The 20,380-nt window shown below is 59.5% G+C and carries 21 protein-coding genes; 13 read left to right on the top strand and 8 right to left on the bottom strand.

Annotated features, from left to right (window positions below):
- Positions 1-214: 214 nt before the first annotated feature.
- Positions 215-670, bottom strand: coding sequence for a dUTP diphosphatase (gene dut, locus AC3I0A_RS26560; protein ID WP_489375465.1), 456 nt, complete (start codon positions 668-670; stop codon positions 215-217).
- 5 nt (positions 671-675) lie between these two features.
- Complete coding sequence (gene coaBC, locus AC3I0A_RS26555) at positions 676-1,884, bottom strand: bifunctional phosphopantothenoylcysteine decarboxylase/phosphopantothenate--cysteine ligase CoaBC (RefSeq protein WP_489375464.1); 1,209 nt, start codon at positions 1,882-1,884, stop codon at positions 676-678.
- A 122-nt stretch (positions 1,885-2,006) separates the two neighbouring features.
- On the opposite strand from coaBC, the gene radC reads away from it, so the two are divergent.
- The gene (gene radC / locus AC3I0A_RS26550) at positions 2,007-2,681 is read left to right on the top strand and encodes a RadC family protein (RefSeq protein ID WP_489375463.1); all 675 of its coding nucleotides are present in this window, start codon (positions 2,007-2,009) and stop codon (positions 2,679-2,681) included.
- 12 nt (positions 2,682-2,693) lie between these two features.
- Here the strand turns inward: radC and AC3I0A_RS26545 are convergent, their stop codons facing one another.
- A complete protein-coding gene (locus tag AC3I0A_RS26545) occupies positions 2,694-4,280 on the bottom strand; it encodes an ABC transporter substrate-binding protein (RefSeq protein WP_489375462.1) in 1,587 nt (528 codons plus the stop codon).
- Between the two features lie 530 nt (positions 4,281-4,810).
- Here AC3I0A_RS26545 and rpmB point away from each other — a divergent pair.
- Together rpmB and rpmG are read left to right on the top strand one after the other, a co-directional pair.
- A complete protein-coding gene (rpmB, locus tag AC3I0A_RS26540; protein WP_163944889.1) occupies positions 4,811-5,047 on the top strand; it encodes a 50S ribosomal protein L28 in 237 nt (78 codons plus the stop codon).
- Between the two features lie 11 nt (positions 5,048-5,058).
- On the top strand, positions 5,059-5,214 hold the full coding sequence (gene rpmG, locus AC3I0A_RS26535) for a 50S ribosomal protein L33 (RefSeq protein WP_003437824.1): 156 nt from the start codon (positions 5,059-5,061) through the stop codon (positions 5,212-5,214).
- A 58-nt stretch (positions 5,215-5,272) separates the two neighbouring features.
- Here rpmG and AC3I0A_RS26530 read toward each other — a convergent pair whose 3' ends face one another.
- Positions 5,273-5,635 (bottom strand): cupin domain-containing protein, encoded by a 363-nt coding sequence (locus AC3I0A_RS26530; RefSeq protein ID WP_489375461.1) that lies wholly within the window; start codon positions 5,633-5,635, stop codon positions 5,273-5,275.
- A 236-nt stretch (positions 5,636-5,871) separates the two neighbouring features.
- Here AC3I0A_RS26530 and AC3I0A_RS26525 point away from each other — a divergent pair, with 236 nt between their 5' ends.
- Positions 5,872-7,365 carry an aldehyde dehydrogenase gene (locus tag AC3I0A_RS26525; RefSeq protein WP_489375460.1) on the top strand — a complete coding sequence of 498 codons (1,494 nt, stop codon included), beginning with the start codon at positions 5,872-5,874 and terminating at the stop codon, positions 7,363-7,365.
- A gap of 207 nt (positions 7,366-7,572) precedes the next feature.
- Positions 7,573-8,715 carry an MFS transporter gene (locus AC3I0A_RS26520; RefSeq protein WP_489375459.1) on the top strand — a complete coding sequence of 381 codons (1,143 nt, stop codon included), beginning with the start codon at positions 7,573-7,575 and terminating at the stop codon, positions 8,713-8,715.
- 210 nt (positions 8,716-8,925) lie between these two features.
- Here the strand turns inward: AC3I0A_RS26520 and AC3I0A_RS26515 are convergent, their stop codons facing one another.
- Complete coding sequence (locus AC3I0A_RS26515) at positions 8,926-10,359, bottom strand: aminotransferase-like domain-containing protein (RefSeq protein ID WP_489375458.1); 1,434 nt, start codon at positions 10,357-10,359, stop codon at positions 8,926-8,928.
- A 179-nt stretch (positions 10,360-10,538) separates the two neighbouring features.
- Between AC3I0A_RS26515 and AC3I0A_RS26510 the strand changes: the two genes are divergently transcribed.
- Positions 10,539-10,784 (top strand): DUF1127 domain-containing protein, encoded by a 246-nt coding sequence (locus tag AC3I0A_RS26510; RefSeq protein WP_489375457.1) that lies wholly within the window; start codon positions 10,539-10,541, stop codon positions 10,782-10,784.
- Positions 10,785-10,928: 144 nt separating this feature from the next.
- On the opposite strand, the gene AC3I0A_RS26505 is transcribed toward AC3I0A_RS26510, so the two are convergent.
- The gene (locus AC3I0A_RS26505; RefSeq protein ID WP_489375456.1) at positions 10,929-12,242 is read right to left on the bottom strand and encodes an NAD(P)/FAD-dependent oxidoreductase; all 1,314 of its coding nucleotides are present in this window, start codon (positions 12,240-12,242) and stop codon (positions 10,929-10,931) included.
- Positions 12,243-12,389: 147 nt separating this feature from the next.
- On the opposite strand from AC3I0A_RS26505, the gene AC3I0A_RS26500 reads away from it, so the two are divergent.
- Positions 12,390-12,743, top strand: coding sequence for a YkgJ family cysteine cluster protein (locus AC3I0A_RS26500; RefSeq protein WP_419113957.1), 354 nt, complete (start codon positions 12,390-12,392; stop codon positions 12,741-12,743).
- A 131-nt stretch (positions 12,744-12,874) separates the two neighbouring features.
- On the opposite strand, the gene AC3I0A_RS26495 is transcribed toward AC3I0A_RS26500, so the two are convergent.
- Positions 12,875-13,363 carry an Lrp/AsnC ligand binding domain-containing protein gene (locus tag AC3I0A_RS26495; protein WP_489375455.1) on the bottom strand — a complete coding sequence of 163 codons (489 nt, stop codon included), beginning with the start codon at positions 13,361-13,363 and terminating at the stop codon, positions 12,875-12,877.
- 156 nt (positions 13,364-13,519) lie between these two features.
- On the opposite strand from AC3I0A_RS26495, the gene dadA reads away from it, so the two are divergent.
- From dadA to AC3I0A_RS26465, 6 genes are all read left to right on the top strand, one after another.
- On the top strand, positions 13,520-14,824 hold the full coding sequence (gene dadA / locus AC3I0A_RS26490) for a D-amino acid dehydrogenase (protein ID WP_489375454.1): 1,305 nt from the start codon (positions 13,520-13,522) through the stop codon (positions 14,822-14,824).
- Positions 14,796-15,149 carry a RidA family protein gene (locus tag AC3I0A_RS26485; protein WP_489375453.1) on the top strand — a complete coding sequence of 118 codons (354 nt, stop codon included), beginning with the start codon at positions 14,796-14,798 and terminating at the stop codon, positions 15,147-15,149. Before dadA ends, AC3I0A_RS26485 begins: the two co-directional genes overlap by 29 nt.
- A gap of 107 nt (positions 15,150-15,256) precedes the next feature.
- The gene (gene alr / locus AC3I0A_RS26480) at positions 15,257-16,330 is read left to right on the top strand and encodes an alanine racemase (protein WP_489375452.1); all 1,074 of its coding nucleotides are present in this window, start codon (positions 15,257-15,259) and stop codon (positions 16,328-16,330) included.
- A gap of 127 nt (positions 16,331-16,457) precedes the next feature.
- Positions 16,458-17,006: a cupin domain-containing protein gene (locus AC3I0A_RS26475; RefSeq protein WP_150640739.1), complete on the top strand. Its 549-nt coding sequence runs from the start codon at positions 16,458-16,460 to the stop codon at positions 17,004-17,006.
- 180 nt (positions 17,007-17,186) lie between these two features.
- Positions 17,187-17,597: a c-type cytochrome gene (locus AC3I0A_RS26470; protein ID WP_489378607.1), complete on the top strand. Its 411-nt coding sequence runs from the start codon at positions 17,187-17,189 to the stop codon at positions 17,595-17,597.
- A gap of 138 nt (positions 17,598-17,735) precedes the next feature.
- Entirely contained in the window at positions 17,736-19,658 is a 1,923-nt protein-coding gene (locus tag AC3I0A_RS26465) for an acetyl-CoA hydrolase/transferase C-terminal domain-containing protein (RefSeq protein WP_489375451.1), read from the top strand.
- A 128-nt stretch (positions 19,659-19,786) separates the two neighbouring features.
- Here the strand turns inward: AC3I0A_RS26465 and AC3I0A_RS26460 are convergent, their stop codons facing one another.
- Positions 19,787-20,359: a xanthine phosphoribosyltransferase gene (locus tag AC3I0A_RS26460; RefSeq protein ID WP_489375450.1), complete on the bottom strand. Its 573-nt coding sequence runs from the start codon at positions 20,357-20,359 to the stop codon at positions 19,787-19,789.
- Positions 20,360-20,380: the final 21 nt, after the last annotated feature.

The raw sequence follows: 20,380 nt of genomic DNA, 5'->3' as shown, positions 1-20,380 counted from the left end.
CAAAGGCCATGTCACCAGAGTCCGCGACCGAATGGCCGGTCAATGCCTTGATTTCCGGCGGTAAAGGTTCCACATGAGGTCTGCGCAATTTGTGGCGAGGGAGCTTGCTCCCGCTTGAGTGCGCAGCACTCACAAATTCGGCAAGTTGCCAGAATCGTGGGGCCGCTACGCAGCCCAGCGCGAGCAAGCTCGCTCGCTCGCCACAGGGTGCATATCAGTGACTGCCGGTGTGTCCGAAACCGCCGACGCCGCGCTGGCTTTCGTCGAATTCTTCGACCAGCTCGAAGTGCGCTTGAACCACGGGCACCAGTACCAACTGGGCCAGGCGTTCGCCAACCACGATGTTGAAATCGGCCTGGCCACGGTTCCAGCACGACACCATCAGCGGGCCCTGGTAATCGGAGTCGATCAGACCGACCAGATTGCCGAGCACGATGCCGTGCTTATGGCCCAGGCCCGAGCGCGGCAGAATCAGCGCCGCCAAACCCGGATCGCCGATGTACACCGACAGGCCGGTAGGGATCAGCAGGGTTTCGCCCGGCTTGATGACAGTGTCTTGTTCCAGCATGGCGCGCAGGTCGAGGCCGGCGGAGCCTGGCGTGGCGTACTGCGGCAGCGGAAATTCGGTACCAATACGTGGGTCGAGGATTTTGGCTTGCAAAGCGTGCATGTAAATTAAACCTGATTCAGACGTTCGGCGATAAAAGTGATCAGCTGGCGGGCAATCTTGCTCTTGCTGGTCTGGGCGAAAAGGGTGGCATGCAACTCCCGGTCAATCACGCTGCAGGCGTTTTCTTCGCTGTTGAAGCCAATGCTCGGGTTGGCGACGTCGTTGGCGACGATCAAATCGAGGTTCTTGTCTTTCAACTTGCGGGCAGCGTAGTCGAGCAGGTGTTCGGTTTCGGCAGCGAAACCGACACTGAACGGACGATCGGGACGGGTGGCGATGGTGGCCAGAATGTCTGGGTTGCGCACCATCTGTAGCAACAAGCCGTCGCCGTTCGTAGGGTCTTTCTTGAGTTTCTGTGGGGCGACGACTTCGGGGCGGTAGTCAGCAACCGCTGCGGAGGCGATGAATAGGTCACAGGGGATCGCGGCTTCGCAGGCGGCGAGCATGTCCCGAGCGCTGACCACGTCGATTCGCGTCACCCGATCCGGGGTCGGCAAGTGCACCGGGCCGGTGATCAAGGTCACGCGAGCGCCGGCTTCGACAGCCGCTTCCGCCAGCGCGAAGCCCATTTTCCCGGAGCTGTGGTTGGTGATGTAGCGCACCGGGTCGATGTTTTCCTGGGTCGGGCCGGCAGTGATCAGCACGTGTTTGCCGGTCAGCGACTGGCGCTGGAAGCAGTCTGCGGCGCAGAGCGCGAGGTCATCGGCTTCGAGCATGCGGCCCATGCCGACATCGCCACAGGCCTGGCTCCCGGAGGCCGGGCCGAACACCCGCAGGCCGCGGCTTTCGAGCAATTGGGTGTTGGCTTGGGTCGCCGGGTCGCGCCACATGGCCTGGTTCATGGCCGGGGCGATGGCAACGGTGGCGTCGGTGGCCAACACCAGAGTGGTGAGCAGGTCATCGGCGATGCCTTGGGCCAGGCGGGCGATAAGGTCTGCGGTAGCGGGGGCGATCAATACCAGATCGGCCCACTTCGCCAGCTCGATATGGCCCATCGCAGCTTCAGCCGCCGGATCGAGCAAATCCATATGGACCGGGTGCCCGGACAGGGCTTGCATGGTCAGCGGGGTGATGAACTCGCTGCCGCCACGGGTCATGACCACGCGCACTTCCGCGCCCTGGTCGAGGAGTCGGCGAACCAGTTCGGCGCTCTTATAGGCGGCGATGCCGCCGCCGACGCCGAGAACAATGCGTTTCCGATACAGCCGCTGCATAGGCCTGCCTTTCAGTTCAGTGATGACTACGTTGCCAGGTGAAATTGCATGCAAAAAAGATGGGCTAAGATAGCACAGCGACCGCAACGGAACAGCGGCGCCCACTTACACATGGAGGTGCTATGAGCATTCGCGACTGGCCTGCGGCAGAACGCCCGCGGGAGAAACTTCTTGATCAAGGTTCGGCGAGTCTTTCCGACGCCGAGTTGCTGGCGATCTTTCTACGAACCGGCGTGAGCGGTAAAAGTGCCGTCGACCTTGCGCGACACCTGCTGCATCAATTCGGCAGTCTGCGGGCACTGATGGAGGCGGATCAGCTGACCTTCAGCCGTCAGTTGGGGTTGGGGCCGGCGAAATTCGCTCAATTGCAGGCGGTACTGGAGATGGCCCGGCGTCACTTGGCCGAGAGGTTGCGGCGAGACTCGGTGCTGGACAGTCCGTTAGTGGTACGTGACTACCTTAAAGCGCTGTTGCGCCATGAGCCGCATGAAGTGTTTGGCTGTCTGTTTCTGGATGCCAAGAATCGTGTGCTGGCGTTCGAGGCGCTGTTCAGAGGCTCGATCGACACCACCAGTGTCTATCCTCGCCAGGTCATCAAGCGTGCGCTGGCGCACAACGCAGCGGCGCTGATCCTGTGTCACAACCACCCTTCGGGCGTTGCCGAGCCGAGTCAGGCGGATCGTGTGCTGACCAAGCGCCTTCAAAAGGCGCTGGATCTGATCGATGTGAGGGTGCTCGACCATTTCATCATCGGTGAAGGCGACCCCTTGTCGATGTCCGAGTACGGCTGGATGTAGCCGTACGAGGGCTCAGGGCTTGATGCTGACCTTTGAAAAGTCCTGGCGACCGAACGGGCTGACCTGGTAGCCCTGCACCTCCTTGCGCGTCAGGGCGAAGGCGGTCGGGTGCGCCAGTGGCAGCCAGAGCGCCTGTTGCTGGATTTGCGCCTGAGCCTGTTGGTACAGCTTGCTGCGCACACCTTGCTCGCTGGTGGTTTTACCGGCGCTGATCAGCTTGTCCAGGCCTTGGTCGCAGTAGCGGGCGAAATTGGTCCCGGACTTCACCGCTGCGCACGAGAACTGCGGCGTGAGGAAGTTATCCGGATCACCGTTATCACCAGACCAGCCCATGAACAGCAGGTCGTGCTCGCCGGCTTTCGCGCGGCGGATCAGCTCACCCCATTCGATGACCCGAATCTCGGCCTGAATGCCGATTTCGGCCAGATCAGCCTGCAACAGTTGGGCACCAAGGCTTGGGTTCGGGTTGAGCAGGCTGCCCGATGGGCGGGTCCAGATGGTGGTCTTGAAACCGTCCTTAAGACCGGCCGTGGCCAGCAATTGTCGCGCTTTAACGATGTCATGGGCGTAGCCCGGCAGCTCCTTGGCATAGCTCCAGGTAGTGGGCGGGTAAGGGCCGCTGGCGGGTTCGGCAGTATCTTCGAAGACGGCTTTCAGGTAGCTGTTTTTATCAAAGGCGAGGTTGATGGCCTGGCGTACTTCAGGTTTGTCCAGCGGCGGATGTTGACTGTTGATGGCGACGAAAGCGGTCATGAAAGCCGGGGTTTTCTCGACTTTCAGCGTCGGCTCCTTGCTGACTGCCAGCACATCCAGCGGTTTCGGCGAAAGGGCAATCTGGCACTCGTTGCGTCGCAGTTTTTGCAGGCGCACGTTTGCGTCTGGTGTGATAGCGAATACCAGAGAGTCCACCGAAGGCTTGCCGCCGAAGTAGTCGCGGTTGGCCTTGTAGCGAATCGACGCGTCCTTCTGGAAACGCCCGAAAATGAACGGGCCGCTACCGATCGGCTGGCTGTTGAGTTTTTCCGGGGTTCCGGCCTTGAGCAGCTGGTCGGCGTATTCAGCCGAATAGATCGACGCGAAGCCCATGCTCAGGGTTGCGAGGAAGGTCGAGTCCGGATGGTCGAGGGTGAAGCGAACGGTCAACGGGTCGAGCGCGTCGATTTTTTTGATCAGGGCCGGCAATTGCATCGATTGCGCATGCGGGAAGCCGCTCTGGGCGATTTGATGCCATGGGTTGGCCGGGTCAAGCATCCGCTCGAAGCTGAACTTCACATCTTCTGCGGTCAGGTCGCGGTTCGGGCTGAAGTAATCGGTGTGATGGAATTTCACCTGCGGATGCAGTTTGAAGACATAGGTCAGGCCGTCCGTGGAGACTTCCCAGCTGTCAGCGAGACTGGGTACCACTTTGCCGCTGGCGGTATCGAAGTCCACCAAGCGGTTCATCAGCACGTCGGCAGACGCACTGGTGGTGGTCAGCGAGTTGTATTGCACCACGTCGAAACCTTCCGGGCTGGCCTCGGTGCAGACGCTCAGGGCGGCGGCATGGGCCAGCGGGCTCAGAAGGGGAGCGAGCAGTAGCGGTAGGGCAGCGAGGCGCATATTCAGTTTCCTTTGCAGATCGAAGGCCCATCTGCGAGTGCAGTCTGGAAATGGTTTACCCTAGTAGTCTCTTTTGAAAATGACTATCCAATTTTGCAGATTGCCGTTTATTAAGCGGTAAATTGCCAAATGAGCGGCTTTTCTGACAAAGCCAGAGCCGTTATTTCGGGATATCATGTCGTTCTCCAGCGTTTGAGCGGGACAATTCACGGCTAACCTTCGTGGGTGAGTCGGGTGTTGTGGCAACAAAGCTCAAGCTCGGCGACGAGCGGTAACTGTCTGCGTTAGCCTTTGGTTAGGGCGCCCGGAGCAAGAAAACCGGGACTTTACGAAAGGCAGATCACATCGCCTGTTGTTGCTATGGGGTCTTTCTGGTATAAAGCAGCGCTCTTTTCTAGGGGCCCGGTTCCTTCGCTTGTAGGTGTAGCCGGTAAGACCCTTAAAGAAACGCGGCGCCTGGCGCCAAATGACTGAGAGATTAAGCGGCCAACCCATGCCGGGTTGGGCATGTGGTTTTAGAGGGCTGAGGCATGTCGAGAGTATGTCAAGTTACCGGTAAGGGTCCGGTGACTGGGAATAACATTTCCCACGCAAACAACAAAACCCGTCGTCGTTTCCTGCCGAACCTGCAGCATCACCGCTTCTGGGTCGAGTCCGAGAAGCGTTTTGTGCGTCTGCGCGTATCTGCCAAAGGCATGCGTATCATCGACAAGCGTGGCATTGATGTCGTGCTTCTCGAAATTCGCCGCAATGGCGCTAAGGTCTAAGGGAGAGAATCATGCGTGAATTGATCCGTTTGGTGTCGAGTGCCGGTACTGGCCACTTCTACACCACTGATAAGAACAAGCGCACCACTCCGGATAAAATCGAAATCAAAAAATTCGATCCGCGGGTTCGCAAGCACGTGATCTACAAAGAAGCCAAAATCAAGTAATTGGTTTTGCTTCTGACGAAAAAACCCGCCTTCCGGCGGGTTTTTTTGTGCCTGTGATTCAGGCCTTCTGTTCAAACGCCACGTAGATTTTGCGGCAGGGCTCCAGCACCTCCCAAGTGCCTCTGAAGCCAGCCGGGATGACGAAGCGATCACCGGTGCGCAGAGTCTTGGCGTTGCCTTCGCTGTCGCGTAACACCGAAACGCCCTGCACGATTTCGCAGTATTCGTGTTCGGTGTAGTTCACCAGCCACTGACCCGCGGCACCTTCCCACACGCCTGCACTCATCTGGCCGCAAGGGCTGTTGTAGTGGTTGTAGAGGGTTTGCTCGGGGTCGCCCTTGAGGACTTTTTCCTGGATCGGGCGATAGTGTTCCGCCTTGGTATTGGCCTGGCTGAAGTCGACGATGTCCAGGATGCTCATTCTTTTATCCCCCATGATTGCGGCGCGAGTGGCTGGAAAGTCCAAAGTCTATGTTTATTAAAATGAACATCGCAAGGCCGTTTGACGGCCTTGTGTCAAATATATTGAAACTAGAGGCGCCGCTGGTTTAGGGTGGCAGATGCCTTGGGCCGATGTGAAGGCTGGCTGGGCAGAATTCTTGAGGGTGCCTGCGCAGAGCGCGTGGCGCTAGTATTCAATAAGAGGAGGACACTCGTATGACCACCCTGACTCATGCCGACTGGGAACAGCGCGCCCGCGATCTGAAGATCGAAGGCCGTGCCTTTATCAATGGCGAGTACACCAATGCGGTCTCCAGCGAGACGTTCGAGTGCATCAGCCCGGTCGATGGCCGTCTGCTGGGCAAGATCGCCAGCTGTGACGCAGCCGACGCCCAGCGCGCAGTAGAAAATGCCCGCACCACCTTCAATTCTGGTGTCTGGTCGCGTCTGGCGCCGAGCAAACGCAAATCCACCATGATTCGTTTCGCCGGCCTGCTGAAAAAGCACGCCGAAGAGCTGGCGCTGCTTGAAACCCTCGATATGGGCAAGCCGATCAGCGATTCCCTGGGCATCGATGTTCCGGGCGCAGCGCAAGCGCTGAGCTGGAGCGGCGAAGCCATCGACAAGATCTACGACGAAGTCGCTGCCACGCCGCATGATCAGCTGGGTCTGGTGACCCGTGAGCCGGTCGGCGTTGTCGCTGCCATCGTGCCGTGGAACTTCCCGTTGATGATGGCCTGCTGGAAACTCGGCCCGGCGTTGTCCACCGGTAACTCGATAATTCTCAAACCGTCCGAAAAGTCGCCGCTGACCGCCATCCGTATTGCTGCTCTGGCCGTTGAAGCCGGCATCCCGGCCGGTGTGTTGAACGTGTTGCCTGGCTACGGCCATACCGTCGGCAAGGCTTTGGCCTTGCACATGGACGTCGACACACTGGTATTCACCGGTTCGACCAGGACCGCCAAGCAATTGCTGGTTTACTCCGGCGAATCGAACATGAAGCGCGTCTGGCTCGAAGCCGGTGGCAAGAGCCCGAACATCGTGTTCGCCGATGCGCCAGACCTGCAAGCCGCCGCCGAGGCCGCGGCCGGTGCCATCGCTTTCAACCAGGGCGAAGTCTGCACCGCCGGTTCGCGCCTGCTGGTCGAGCGTTCGATCAAGGACCGCTTCCTGCCATTGGTGATCGAAGCCCTCAAAGGCTGGAAGCCCGGCAATCCGTTGGACCCGGCGACCAACGTCGGTGCGCTGGTGGATACGCAGCAGATGAACACCGTGCTGTCGTACATTGAAGCCGGTCATACCGGCGGCGCCAGATTGGTGGCCGGCGGCAAGCGCATCCTGGAGGAAACCGGTGGCACCTATGTTGAGCCGACGATTTTTGACGGCGTCAGCAACGCGATGAAAATCGCTCAGGAAGAAATCTTTGGCCCGGTGCTTTCGGTCATTGCTTTCGACACCGTGGAGGAAGCCATTCAAATTGCCAACGACACGCCCTATGGCCTGGCCGCAGCAGTGTGGACGTCCAACATTTCCAAGGCTCACCTGACGGCCAAAGCCCTGCGTGCCGGTAGCGTCTGGATCAACCAGTACGATGGCGGCGATATGACCGCACCCTTTGGTGGCTTCAAGCAATCGGGCAACGGTCGCGACAAGTCGTTGCACGCGTTCGACAAGTACACCGAGCTGAAGGCGACCTGGATCAAGTTGTAATGGATTAGACCGGGTCATCGTTTATCGCGGGCAAGTCGGATCGCCGCACCGCCGCTCCCACAAGGAATGCGAACATCTTGTGGGAGCGGGCTTGCCCGCGAAGAGAGCGCACTCGGTCCAGGATCCATCTCGCAGCCGGGCTTCCTCAAGGAAGCCCGGCTGTGTTGCATCAGCTTCCTGAAAACAACAATCCACAGGAGCGTGGAAATGCGTTGGGCGACTTATTTCGCCGTATTGGCGTCTGTCCTGAGTGTCGGTCTGGCGCTGGGCGTCAGCATGCCGCTGGTGTCGTTGCGGCTGGAAAGCTGGGGCTATGGTTCGTTCGCCATTGGTGTGATGGCGGCGATGCCGGCGATGGGAGTGTTACTCGGCGCGAGGATCTCCAGTCGCCTGGCGGCGCATTTCGGTACGGCGGCCTTGATGCGCTTGTGCCTATGGGCCGGAGCGATCTCCATCGGCCTGTTGGCGCTGTTGCCGAACTACCCGGTCTGGCTGGTGCTGCGCCTGATGATCGGGGTCATCCTGACCATCGCTTTCATCCTTGGCGAAAGCTGGATCAACCAGCTGGTCGTGGAGCAATGGCGTGGACGGTTGGTGGCGCTGTATGGCAGCAGTTATGCCTTGAGCCAACTGTCCGGGCCGTTGCTGCTGGGCGCTCTGGGAACCGAAAGTGATTATGGCTTCTGGGTCGGCGTCGGATTGCTGGTGGTCTCGCCGTTCCTGCTGCTGGGACGCAGTGGGGCGCCAACCAGCGAGGCGTTCAATGTGACCTTGAGCGACTTGTCGGGCTTTTGCCGTGGTTTGCCGGCGATTGCCTGGGCGGTGGCGCTGTTCGCCGCGTTCGAGGCGATGATCCTGACCTTGCTGCCGATCTATTGCCTGCGCCAGGGTTTCACCGCAGAAATTGCTTTGGCGATGGTCAGCACTGTGGTGGTCGGTGATGCCTTGTTGCAGCTGCCGATTGGCGCGCTGGCGGATCGATTGTCCCGCCGTACGCTGTTTACTGGTTGTGCAATGGCCTTGCTGCTGTCGAGTCTGGCGATTCCGCTGCTGATCGACACCTTGCTGATCTGGCCGCTGTGGGTGCTGTTCGGTGCCAGTGCCGGCGGGTTGTTTACCCTGTCGCTGATTCTGATCGGCGAGCGCTATCGCGATGATGCGCTGGTCCGCGCCAACGCCCATGTCGCGCAGTTGTGGGGCATCGGTTGCCTGATCGGGCCGTTGGCGGCAGGGGCGGGTAGCCAATGGATCAGCGGACATGCCTTGCCGTTGCTGATGGCGGCCGGGGCTTTCGGCCTGGTGATTCTTGTGTCGCGCCAAGGGGCGTTTGGCGCTGTGCGGACTGCGTAGTGGCGAGGGAGCTTGCTCCCGCTGGGGCGCGCAGCGGCCCTAAAACCTGCAATCACATTTCGTCAGGCATACGGCATTCACAGGTTTTGCGACTGCTGCGCCCGAGCGCGGACCGGCCGGCGGGAGCAAGCTCCCTCGCCACAGTTGATCGTCCGGCCATAGATTTCTGTTAGTTGACTGGCATTGAGGTGAGCCCAGGCCCGTTAAATATCAGTCGATGGCGCTATCGGTTTCGGCCAGCAATTTGCTCGCCGCAGCCCCGACCTTGCGTACCGCCTCTTCAATCTGTGCCGTCGGCTTGGCGGCGTAGTTCATCCGCAGGCAATTGCGGTATTTGCCCGAGGCCGAAAAGATACTGCCGACGGCGATCTGTACGCCTTGTTCGAGCAATACGCGATTCAGTTTCAGGGTATCGAAGCCGTCGGGCAGTTCGATCCACAGCATGAAGCTGCCTTGCGGGCGGCTGGCGCGGGTGCCGGCGGGGAAATAACGGCTGACCCAGTCGATCATCACATCGCGGTTGCGCTGGTACTGCGTGCGCATGCGCCGCAAATGCGGCTCGAAATGCCCGGCCTTGAGGAATTCGGCGATGGCGATCTGTGGCTGCGGCGCGGTCGAACCGGTGCTGATGTATTTCATGTGCAGCACCCGCTCCAGGTAACGCCCCGGTGCTACCCAGCCGATACGCAGGCCCGGCGCGAGGGTTTTCGAGAATGAGCTGCAAAGCAGGACGCGACCATCTTCATCGAAAGACTTGATGGTCCGGGGGCGCGGGTAGGTGTAGGCCAGTTCGCCATACACATCGTCCTCGATGATCGCCACATCGTAGCGCTGGGCCAGGGTCAGCAAGGCCCGCTTGCGCGATTCCGGCATGATGTAACCCAATGGGTTGTTGCAGTTGGGGGTCAACTGTATGGCCTTGATCGGCCATTGCTCCAATGCCAGCTCAAGGGCCTCGAGGCTGATCCCGGTGAGCGGATCGGTCGGGATTTCCAGGGCTTTCATGCCCAGGCCCTTGAGGGTTTGCATGGCGCCGTGAAAGCTCGGTGAGTCCACGGCGACGATGTCGCCTTGCTCACAGGTAGCCCGAATGCTGGTGGACAGCGCCTCATGGCAGCCGGTGGTGATCACCAGTTCATTGGCGCTTAGCTGGCAGCCGGAGTCGAGCAGCAATCGGGAGAGCTGTTCACGCAACTCCAGGGTGCCGTAGATGTTGTCGTAATACAGACCAGGCATGTCTTGCCGACGGCTGATCCGGGCCAGGCCGCGTAGCAGCGGTTTCAGGGTGGGTGTGGTCACGTCCGGCATACCGCGACCCATCTGTATGACATCCTTGCGCGGTACGGCGCGGATCAGTTCGAGCACCTGATCCCACTGGGAAATCTCCACCGGTCGCTGGGCGGGGCGGCCGATCGCCGGCAGCTCTGGCAGCTCGCGTCCGACCGGGACGAAGTAGCCGGATTTCGGCTTGGGCGTGGCCAGACCACTGTCTTCCAGCATCCGATACGCCTGCTGCACAGTGCTCAAGCTGACCCCGTGCTCGACACTCAACGCCCGCACCGAAGGCAACCGATCACCCGGGCGATAGAAGCCTTGTTCGATACGCGTGCCGAGCAATTCGGCGAGATTGACGTAAAGGGTCATGACAGTGCCTCGGTGGGATCGATTCTGATAACCAGTACAGATGGAGCAAAAATACAGGATTCAGTGCTGCAATTGAAAGTTCTGTATGGAAATAATACAAATGTTTTGAATCTGTAATGGTTTTGCATGTCTGCGCATCATGTCTGCTCATGGCTACCCAAGTAAACAGGAGCAGAAAAATGAACGGCTTGAGCGATGTGCGGCTCGCGTTACAGAGTCAGGAGCTAGTGGCAGGGCAGGAGAAAGGGTCAAGTGCGGCGATTACGCGCAACGCCCCGTCCGGTCTGAGCCATTGGGGTCTGTTCTGGCATCGCCTGCGCACCCGCAAAGCCTTGCTCGATCTGACGACCGAGCAACTGCGCGACATCGGTTTGAGCCGGGAGCAGGCGCGGGAGGAGGGACTCAAACCCTTCTGGCGGATTTGAGTGCTGTGGTGTTCTTGCGATCCATTCGCGGGCAAGCCCGCTCCCACATTTGATCTCTGTTGTTCACAAGAGGTGTGTTCACAGATGATCCCTTGTGGGAGCGGGCTTGCCCGCGAAGGCGACGGCACGGTCGCCGAAAGTCTTTCAGACCAACTCCTTCAGCCGATGCCACAACATCCCCAACGCCAGCAACGGCGAACGCAAATGTTTGCCGCCGGGGAAGGTGATGTGCGGAACCTTGGCGAACAGATCGAAGCCACCGCTTTGCTGGCCGCTGATGGCTTCGGCCAGCAGTTTGCCGGCCAGGTGCGTGGTGTTCACGCCATGACCCGAGTAGGCCTGGGCGTAATACACATTCGGCTGGTCCCTGAGCCGCCCGATCTGCGGCAAGCGATTGGCGCCGATGCCGATCATCCCGCCCCATTGATAATCGATCTTCACCTCGGCCAGTTGCGGGAACACTTCCAGCATTTTCGGCCGCATGTAACCGGCGATGTCCTGCGGGTCGCGCCCGGAATAGTGACAAGCGCCGCCGAACAGCAAACGCCGATCGGCCGAGAGACGGTAGTAGTCCAGCGCTACCCGTTGATCGCAGACCGCCATGTTCTGTGGCAGCAACGCATGGGCCTGGGCTTCGCTCAAGGGTTCGGTGGCGATGATATAGCTACCGGCCGGCAGCACTTTGCCGCTGAGTTGCGGATTGAGTTCGTTGAGGTAGGCGTTGCAGGCCAGCACTAATGTCTTGGCCCGGACCGAACCCTGCGCGGTGTGAACACGAACTTCAGTGCCGTATTCGATGCGGGTGACAGCCGATTGCTCGAACAGCTTCACGCCCAGTTGCTGTGCGACGACGGCTTCGCCCAAGGCGAGATTCAACGGATGCAGATGTCCCGAGCCCCTATCGATCAGGCCGCCGACATAGCGGTCGGAGCCGACCACGCTGTGCATTTCATCGGCTTGCAGCAGGCGGGTTTCGTAGCGATAACCGAGGCTGCGTAGCTCTTCGGCGTCCTCGGCGAACCTTTCAAGATCGCGGGGTTTATTCGCCAGATCGCAGTAACCCCACGTCAGGTCGCAGGCGATCTGGAAGCGTTCGACCCGCTGGCGGACGATCTCTACCGCTTCCAGCCCCATCAGCTTCATCTGACGCACGCCGTCCGTACCGATCACGTTGGCGAACTGATCGAGACCATGACCGACACCACGAATCAGCTGCCCGCCGTTGCGCCCGCTGGCGCCCCAGCCAATTTTGCGGGCTTCCAGCAGTACTACGCTGAGGCCGCGTTCGGCCAGTTCGATCGCCGTGTTCAAGCCTGAGAAACCGCCACCGACCACACAGACGTCGGCCTGCAACTCGCCCGTGAGCAGCGGATGGTCGGGCTGCGGCAGGCTGCTGGCGGCGTAGTAAGAAGTGGTGTGCTGGTTGCTCGGGACAGGTTGTTGAGCACGGGCGTTCATGTGCGTGATCCTGATTATTGTGTTTGAAAAACTTTACGAGCATAAGCCGGACCTTTCAGGCGCGGCAACACTGGTCGGCTGGCGCTGTCTGGAAAGCGGCTTTTAAGGCAGAATCCCGATCCATCCACGTTCTTGGTAAGCGCTTCGATGAGCTGCAACAGCCAGAAAATTCGCACGCTCCGACAGCAGATCCCCTCGTTCGAGTGTGTACCCGGCTGCCACGACTGCTGTGGACCGGTCACCACTTCGACCGAAGAGATGTCCCGCTTGCCGCGCAAGACCGCCGCCGAGCAAGAAGCGGCGATGGACGAGTTGAACTGTGTACACCTGGGCCCCAACGGCTGCACCGTGTACGACGAGCGGCCGCTGATCTGCCGTCTGTTCGGCACCACGCCGACCTTGCCATGCCCCAATGGCCGCCGCCCGGTGGAGATGATTCATCCGCGGGTGGAAAAGCAGATTCATGAGTACATGGCCAGCACGCGGCAGGTTTTGGTCTAGAAAACACAGCAATATTTTGTGCGAGCAGGCTTTTGTGGGAGCGGGCTTGCCCGCGAATAAGCCGACGCGGTGCTTTAGACAAGCCGCGTTATCGTTCTTCGCGGGCAAGCCCGCTCCCACAAGGTTCGGTCTCAATCCGCAATCGGCAGATTCAAACTCTCTTTCACCTCTTCCATCACGATGTAGCTCTTCGACTCCCGCACGTGGGGCAGCTTGAGCAGAATGTCGCCCAATAGCTTGCGGTACGAGGCCATCTCGGAAATTCGTGCTTTCACCAGGTAATCGAAGTCGCCGGAGACCAGGTGACACTCCAGCACGTGAGGGAGTTTCAGCACGGCCCGTCGGAATTCCTCGAAGGTGTCGCCGGATTTGTAGTCGAGGCTGATCTCGACGAACACCAGCAGGTTGGCCTTCAAGTGCTGAGGGTTGAGCCGGGCGTTGTAGCCCATGATGATCCCTTCGCGCTCCAGGCGCCGTACCCGTTCGGTACAGGGTGTGGTCGACAGGCCGACCTTTTCCCCCAGCTCAGTGAAGGAAATCCGTCCGTCCGCCTGCAGGATGCGCAGGATGTTACGGTCGATCTTGTCCAGCTCACGTTTGGTCTGGGTGTTGGTACGCATAGGGGATGCGCCTCCGTGAAAAGGGTTTTTGCCGAGAATTCTCGCCAAATATAGGCACTTATATAGTGAAAAGCACTGGCTAATGTTTTTTACACTGCGCGTATCAATGCTCGAAACAACAAACGTCAGCGGTAAGCCGCGATGAGGGATATGAAAATGCGCGTTCTGGTCTTGGGTAGCGGCGTCATCGGTACCACCAGTGCTTACTACCTGGCTCGGGCCGGGTTTGAAGTGGTGGTTGTCGACCGTCAACCGGCCGCGGCCATGGAAACCAGCTTCGCCAACGCCGGCCAGGTCTCGCCGGGATATGCCTCGCCGTGGGCTGCGCCGGGCGTGCCGCTCAAGGCCATCAAGTGGTTGTTGCAGCGCCACGCGCCGCTGGCGATCAAGGCCACCGCCGACATCGACCAATACCTGTGGATGGCGCAGATGCTGCGCAACTGCACCGCCAGCCGCTATGCGGTGAACAAAGAGCGCATGGTTCGCCTGTCCGAGTACAGCCGTGACTGTCTCGACGAACTGCGCGCCGAAACCGGCATTGCCTACGAAGGCCGTAGCCTGGGGACTACTCAATTGTTCCGCACTCAGGCGCAACTCGACGGCGCGGCGAAAGACATCTCGGTGCTCAAAGAGTCCGGCGTACCTTTTGAACTGCTCGACCGCGCTGGCATTGCCCGCGTCGAGCCCGCACTGGCCAACGTCACCGACATTCTCGCCGGTGCCTTGCGCCTGCCGAACGACCAGACTGGCGACTGCCAGATGTTCACCACCCACCTGGCCGACATGGCCGTGAAACTGGGCGTGGAATTCCGCTTTGGTCAGGACATTCAGCACCTCGACTACGCCGGTGACCGCATCAATGGCGTATGGATCGACGGCAAGCTGGAAACCGCTGACCGCTATGTGCTGGCGCTCGGCAGCTACTCGCCGCAGTTGCTCAAGCCGCTGGGCATCAAGGCTCCGGTATATCCGCTCAAGGGTTACTCCTTGACCGTGCCGATCACCAACCCGGCGATGGCCCCGACGTCGACTATTCTCGACGAGACCTACAAGGTCGCGATCACCCGTTTCGATAACCGCATTCGTGTCGGCGGCATGGCTGAAATCGCCGGTTTTGACCTGTCGCTCAATCCACGTCGTCGCGAAACCCTGGAGATGATCGTCAACGACCTCTATCCTCAGGGCGGTGATTTGTCCAAGGCCAGTTTCTGGACCGGCCTGCGTCCGACTACACCGGACGGCACACCGATTGTCGGTGCCACGCCGTTGCGTAATCTGTTTCTGAACACTGGCCACGGTACGCTCGGCTGGACCATGGCCTGTGGCTCTGGTCGTTTGCTGGCTGACCTGATGGCGAAGAAAACGCCGCAGATCAGTGCCGAAGGCCTCGATATTTCTCGTTACGGTAACAATCCCAAGGAGTCAGCCAAACATGTCAATCCAGCGCCAGTTCACCAATGAGCGCATGAGCCAGATCGTTGTTCATGGCAGTACCCTGTATCTGGCGGGGCAAGTCGGCGACGATATGAACGCCGGGATTGAACAGCAGACTCGTGAAACTCTCGCCAATATCGAGCGTTTGCTGGATCTGGCCGGTACCGACAAGAGTCGTTTGCTGTCGGTGACGATCTATCTGAAAGACATTGATGCCGATTTCGCCGGTATGAACGCGGTCTGGGACAAGTGGCTGCCAAAAGGCGTGGCGCCTGCCCGTGCAACCGTTGAAGCCAAACTGTGCGAGCCGGAAATTCTGGTTGAGCTGTCGGTTGTGGCCGCTCTGCCTTAACTAACGCTTTGAGTAACAACGATCCCTCTCCCGGTGCTGTTGGTGGTTCACGCTGTCAGCCAGCGCCGGTTTTTTCTTCCCTCATGACCGCCTAGAAGGCTGCCGCCATGCGTCCTGCCCGTGCCCTGATCGATCTTCAAGCTCTGCGTCACAACTACCAACTGGCTCGCGAAGTGTCGGGAGCCAAGGCTCTCGCCGTGATCAAGGCCGATGCTTATGGACATGGCGCGGTGCGTTGCGCCCAGGCTTTGGAAGCGGACGCCGACGGCTTTGCCGTGGCCTGCATCGAAGAAGCGCTGGAACTGCGCGCAGCGGGCATTCGTGCGCCAGTGCTGTTGCTCGAAGGCTTTTTCGAAGCCGATGAGCTGGCGCTGATCGTCGAGCATGATTTCTGGTGCGTGGTGCATTCGCTGTGGCAGCTCGAGGCGATCGAAAAGGCTGCCCTGGCCAAGCCGCTGACCGTCTGGCTCAAGCTCGACTCGGGCATGCACCGCGTCGGTCTGCATCCGGCGGACTATCAGGCGGCCTATCAACGACTTTTGGCCAGTGGCAAAGTGGCGAAGATCGTCCTGATGAGCCACTTTGCCCGTGCCGATGAGCTCGATTGCACCCGCAGTGCCGAGCAGGTCGCGGTTTTCGAAGCGGCTCGCCAGGGATTGTCGGCGCAGGTCAGCCTGCGTAACTCGCCGGCCGTTCTCGGCTGGCCGAGCATTCCCAGTGACTGGGTGCGTCCAGGCATCATGCTTTACGGCGCGACACCGTTCGAAGAAGCCAACCCGGTGGCCGCACGTCTGCAGCCAGTGATGACCCTGGAATCGAAAGTGATCAGCGTGCGTGAGCTGCCAGCCGGCGAGCCGGTGGGTTACGGCGGGAAGTTCGTCACCCGCAAGCCAATGCGTATCGGTGTGGTCGCCATGGGCTACGCCGACGGCTATCCGCGTCACGCACCCACCGGCACGCCAGTGTTGGTGGCCGGTCAGCGCAGTCAACTGCTCGGGCGGGTATCGATGGACATGTTGTGCGTCGATCTGACCGATGTGCCGCAGGCTGGCCTCGGTTCGACGGTCGAGTTGTGGGGCAAAAACATCCTGGCCAGCGACGTAGCGATGGCCGCGGGCACCATTCCTTATCAGATTTTTTGCAATATACGCCGAGTACCACTGCTCTATTCCGAGAGCTAACGGCAGCATGCCCTACCGGAAGTCGCCTTCCTGAAGAGGATTCAGGCCCAAGTGTTGTAAATACTGAACGCTGTCGCCATGATAACGCTCAGTATCCATACAACCTGAATCCTGGGAGGCTAATGCATTGGACGTCGGTGAACGACTGCAATCCATCCGTAAACTGAAAGGTCTTTCCCAGCGTGAACTCGCCAAACGTGCGGGCGTCACCAATAGCACCATTTCGATGATCGAGAAAAACAGCGTCAGCCCCTCGATCAGTTCGCTGAGGAAGGTTCTTGGCGGTATCCCCATGTCCATGGTCGAGTTCTTTTCCGAAGAAATCCTCCAGGAAAAACCGACTCAGATTGTCTACAAAGCTCATGAGCTGATCGACATTTCCGATGGTGCAGTGACCATGAAGCTGGTCGGCAGGGCCCATCCGAGCCGGGCGATTGCTTTTCTCAACGAAATTTACCCGCCAGGCGCCGATACCGGCGGCGAAATGCTCACCCATGAGGGTGAGGAGACCGGGATTCTCCTGGAAGGTCGACTGGAATTGGTGGTGGGGCTCGAGACATTCGTGCTCGAAGCCGGTGACAGCTACTATTTCGAAAGCACCAAGCCGCACCGTTTCCGTAATCCGTTCGATGCGCCGGCGCGACTAATCAGCGCAGCCACACCCGCGAATTTCTAAGAACAGAGGCGCCCTGCAGGATTTCCAGCGGCGCCCTGGTTAGTTCCCCCTCATGACTAATCCCCCTTCGACTTTAGGGTTGTTTCAGTGTGGCGGGCTAACCGTTATACTTGCGCCGCCTGCGAACCGTGGCCGTGGGCGTGACTAGCCACCATTGAGGGTGTACGCGTGAACCTAATTATGAAAATGCTGGCTGCACCAGCAACCGTATTGGCCCTTTGGGCAGTCAGCGCTCAAGCTGCGACCAACGACGAAATCGCTAAGCGCCTTGAACCTGTCGGCCAGGTCTGCGTGCAAGGTCAAGAGTGCAAGGGCATGGAAGTCGCAGCTTCGGCTGGCGGCGGTGGTGCGAAAACACCTAAAGAGATCATTGCCAAGCACTGCAATGCTTGCCATGGCACCGGCCTGCTGGGCGCGCCGAAAATCGGCGACAAGGCTGCCTGGAAAGCACGTGCCGACCATCAAGGTGGTCTGGACGGTATCCTTGCCAAAGCGATTACCGGTGTCAACGCGATGCCACCAAAAGGTACCTGCGCAGATTGCTCGGATGCTGACTTGAAAGGCGCGATCAAGGAGATGTCTGGCTTGTAACAAGGCCGATCTTCTGGAAAAAAGCCGCTTGCGAGCGGCTTTTTTGTACCTGAGATTTGGGCCCTGAGGCTATTCAATACAGCAAAGACCCTGCAAGCTCGGTCTAACCTCAATTCAAGGAAGGTCCGGGAGGGTCAGATGGTGCAGTCCTGTTCAATCGAGCATGCGGTCGATGACGTGCTCGCGCGTTTGCCGGTGCATATTCATTTGGGCCTGCCGCTGGGGCTGGGCAAGCCCAATGCTTTCGTCAACGCGCTATACCAACGCGTTGCGCAGCTGCCCGAGCGGCAGCTGACAATCTATACGGCCTTGAGTCTTGGTCGTCCACCGTTGGGCGACGGTTTGCAGCGGCGCTTTCTCGAGCCCTTTGTCGAGCAGGTATTCGGCGATTATCCAGAGCTGGATTTTCTCGCTGATCTGCATTGCGACAGCCTGCCAGCCAATATCCGCATTGAGCAGTTTTTCCTGCAGCCAGGCAGTTTGCTCAACAGCCTGTCTGCTCAACAGGACTATGTCAGCAGCAACTACAGCCATGCTGCAAGGGACATCAATGCCGCCGGTTTGAACCTTGTCGCGCAACTGGTCGCTCGTGATCCATTGCAACTGGATCGCCTGAGCTTGAGCTGCAACCCGGACATCACCCTCGACTTGTTGCCGATGATCGCCAAGCGTCGCGCGGCGGGTGAAACCATTCTGATGCTCGGCCAGGTTCACCGCGACCTGCCCTACATGCCGGGCCATGGGGAAATCGACAGTGACACCTTCGATCTGCTGATCGACGAGGAGGACCGCACCACGCTGTTTTCCACGCCGAATATGCCCGTGGGCTTCCAGGACCATTTTATCGGCCTGCATGCCAGCACGTTGGTGCGCGATGGCGGCACCTTGCAGATCGGTATCGGCTCCATGGGCGATGCGCTGACCGCCGCACTGCTGGCGCGGCAGGCGGATAGCGACGGTTATCGAGCGCTGTTGGCGGATATCAATGTCACTCATTGGCAGAGTCTGATCGAGCGTGAAGGTGGCGTTGAGCCTTTCGCCAAAGGGCTTTACGGTTGCAGTGAAATGTTCGTCAACGGGCTGTTGGTTCTGGCCGATGCTGGAGTTGTGCGACGCAAGGTTTACCCGGATGTCGCGCTGCAAGAGCAGGCAAATGCTGGATTGCTGGATGAAACGGCCGAGTCTGGCGGCATCTCGGTGCATGGTGGGTTCTTCCTTGGGCCACGCAGTTTCTATCAGCGCTTGCGCGAGTTGCCGCTGAGCAAGCTGGTCGAGTTCAACATGACCGCCATCAGCTTCATCAATGAGCTGTATGGCAACGAACAGCTCAAGCGTTTGCAGCGCCAGGATGCACGCTTCATCAATAGCGCCTTCACCATGACCCTGCTCGGTGCCGGGGTGGCGGATCAACTGGAGGATGGGCGGGTACTCAGCGGTGTCGGTGGGCAATACAACTTTGTTGTCCAAGGGCACGCGCTGGAGGGCGCGCGCTCGATTCTGATCCTGCGAAGCTGGCGCGAGTCTGGCGGCGAGGTGAGTTCGAACATTGTCTGGGAGTACGGCCACTGCACGATCCCGCGGCATCTGCGCGACATTGTAGTGACCGAGTACGGTATCGCCGATCTGCGCGGCAAGACCGACGCCACGGTGATCGAGGCGTTGCTGAATATCAGCGATTCACGCTTCCAGCAGGGTTTGATCGAGCAGGCGCAGAAAGTCGGCAAGTTGCCCAGGAACTTTCGTCTCGATCCACGTTTCGCCGACAACAGCCCACAGCGTTTGCAGGCGATTCAGGCCCGGCATTCGCAGCTGTTTCCAGAGTATCCATTGGGCAGTGATTTCAGCCCTGAGGAGCGGGATCTGTTGCGGGCGCTGAACTGGCTGAAGAGCAAGTTCAAGCTCACCGAGATTCTTGATCTGGGCAAGGCCGCGCTGGATGCGCCGGAGCCGTCGCAATACCCGGTTCATCTTGAGCGGATGCAGCTGGAGAAGCCGGAGGGGCTGCGCGAGGACCTGTACCAGCGGTTGCTGCTGGCGGGTCTACAGGCCACCGCGCGTTAACTACCGACAAAGATCAACTGTGGGAGCGAGCTTGCTCGCGATGGCGGTGTAACAGCCAACATTGATGTCGAATGTTATGGCCTCATCGCGAGCAAGCTCGCTCCCACAGGGGGGTGTGGTGCGGCGGATCAGTCGATAAAGGTCACGACGCCGCCCGCCAGGGATTTCACCCGAGCCAGGGATTCGACGCGGTAGCCTTGGGAGTCCAGCTCGGCACGGCCGCCCTGGAACGACTTCTCGATCACGATACCCAGGCCCGCCACGGTGGCGCCGGCTTGTTTGATGATCGAGATCAGCGCTTGCGAGGCCTTACCATTGGCCAGGAAGTCATCGATGATCAACACCCGGTCGCTGCTGGTCAGGTGACGCGGGGAGATGGCCACGGTGCTTTCGGTCTGCTTGGTGAACGAGTACACGGTCGCCGACAGCAGGTTTTCGGTCAGGGTCAGCGACTGATGCTTGCGGGCGAAAATCACCGGCACGCCGAGGTTCAGGCCGGTCATGATTGCCGGGGCAATGCCCGAGGCTTCGATGGTGACGATCTTGGTGATGCCGGAATCTGCGAACAGTGCGGCGAATTCGTCGCCGATCAGCTTCATCAACTGCGGATCGATCTGGTGGTTCAGAAAGGCGTCGACTTTCAGGACTTGATCGGAAAGCACGATGCCTTCTTCGCGAATTTTCTTGTGCAGGGCTTCCACGATACTTCCTCTTTTAGCGCC

It is taken from the genome of Pseudomonas sp. KH_024_B2 (genome assembly GCF_057839965.1).
The sequence above is the reverse complement of the archived record's forward strand: the minus strand, read 5'-3'. Positions and strand labels throughout refer to the sequence as shown.

What these genes read in the sequence shown, in the direction of transcription:
- dut (WP_489375465.1), bottom strand. Translation starts at nt 670, where the DNA reads ATGCACGCTTTGCAAGCCAAAATCCTCGACCCACGTATTGGTACCGAA.
- coaBC (WP_489375464.1), bottom strand. Translation starts at nt 1,884, where the DNA reads ATGCAGCGGCTGTATCGGAAACGCATTGTTCTCGGCGTCGGCGGCGGC.
- radC (WP_489375463.1), top strand. Translation starts at nt 2,007, where the DNA reads ATGAGCATTCGCGACTGGCCTGCGGCAGAACGCCCGCGGGAGAAACTT.
- AC3I0A_RS26545 (WP_489375462.1), bottom strand. Translation starts at nt 4,280, where the DNA reads ATGCGCCTCGCTGCCCTACCGCTACTGCTCGCTCCCCTTCTGAGCCCG.
- rpmB (WP_163944889.1), top strand. Translation starts at nt 4,811, where the DNA reads ATGTCGAGAGTATGTCAAGTTACCGGTAAGGGTCCGGTGACTGGGAAT.
- rpmG (WP_003437824.1), top strand. Translation starts at nt 5,059, where the DNA reads ATGCGTGAATTGATCCGTTTGGTGTCGAGTGCCGGTACTGGCCACTTC.
- AC3I0A_RS26530 (WP_489375461.1), bottom strand. Translation starts at nt 5,635, where the DNA reads ATGAGCATCCTGGACATCGTCGACTTCAGCCAGGCCAATACCAAGGCG.
- AC3I0A_RS26525 (WP_489375460.1), top strand. Translation starts at nt 5,872, where the DNA reads ATGACCACCCTGACTCATGCCGACTGGGAACAGCGCGCCCGCGATCTG.
- AC3I0A_RS26520 (WP_489375459.1), top strand. Translation starts at nt 7,573, where the DNA reads ATGCGTTGGGCGACTTATTTCGCCGTATTGGCGTCTGTCCTGAGTGTC.
- AC3I0A_RS26515 (WP_489375458.1), bottom strand. Translation starts at nt 10,359, where the DNA reads ATGACCCTTTACGTCAATCTCGCCGAATTGCTCGGCACGCGTATCGAA.
- AC3I0A_RS26510 (WP_489375457.1), top strand. Translation starts at nt 10,539, where the DNA reads ATGAACGGCTTGAGCGATGTGCGGCTCGCGTTACAGAGTCAGGAGCTA.
- AC3I0A_RS26505 (WP_489375456.1), bottom strand. Translation starts at nt 12,242, where the DNA reads ATGAACGCCCGTGCTCAACAACCTGTCCCGAGCAACCAGCACACCACT.
- AC3I0A_RS26500 (WP_419113957.1), top strand. Translation starts at nt 12,390, where the DNA reads ATGAGCTGCAACAGCCAGAAAATTCGCACGCTCCGACAGCAGATCCCC.
- AC3I0A_RS26495 (WP_489375455.1), bottom strand. Translation starts at nt 13,363, where the DNA reads ATGCGTACCAACACCCAGACCAAACGTGAGCTGGACAAGATCGACCGT.
- dadA (WP_489375454.1), top strand. Translation starts at nt 13,520, where the DNA reads ATGCGCGTTCTGGTCTTGGGTAGCGGCGTCATCGGTACCACCAGTGCT.
- AC3I0A_RS26485 (WP_489375453.1), top strand. Translation starts at nt 14,796, where the DNA reads ATGTCAATCCAGCGCCAGTTCACCAATGAGCGCATGAGCCAGATCGTT.
- alr (WP_489375452.1), top strand. Translation starts at nt 15,257, where the DNA reads ATGCGTCCTGCCCGTGCCCTGATCGATCTTCAAGCTCTGCGTCACAAC.
- AC3I0A_RS26470 (WP_489378607.1), top strand. Translation starts at nt 17,187, where the DNA reads ATGAAAATGCTGGCTGCACCAGCAACCGTATTGGCCCTTTGGGCAGTC.
- AC3I0A_RS26465 (WP_489375451.1), top strand. Translation starts at nt 17,736, where the DNA reads ATGGTGCAGTCCTGTTCAATCGAGCATGCGGTCGATGACGTGCTCGCG.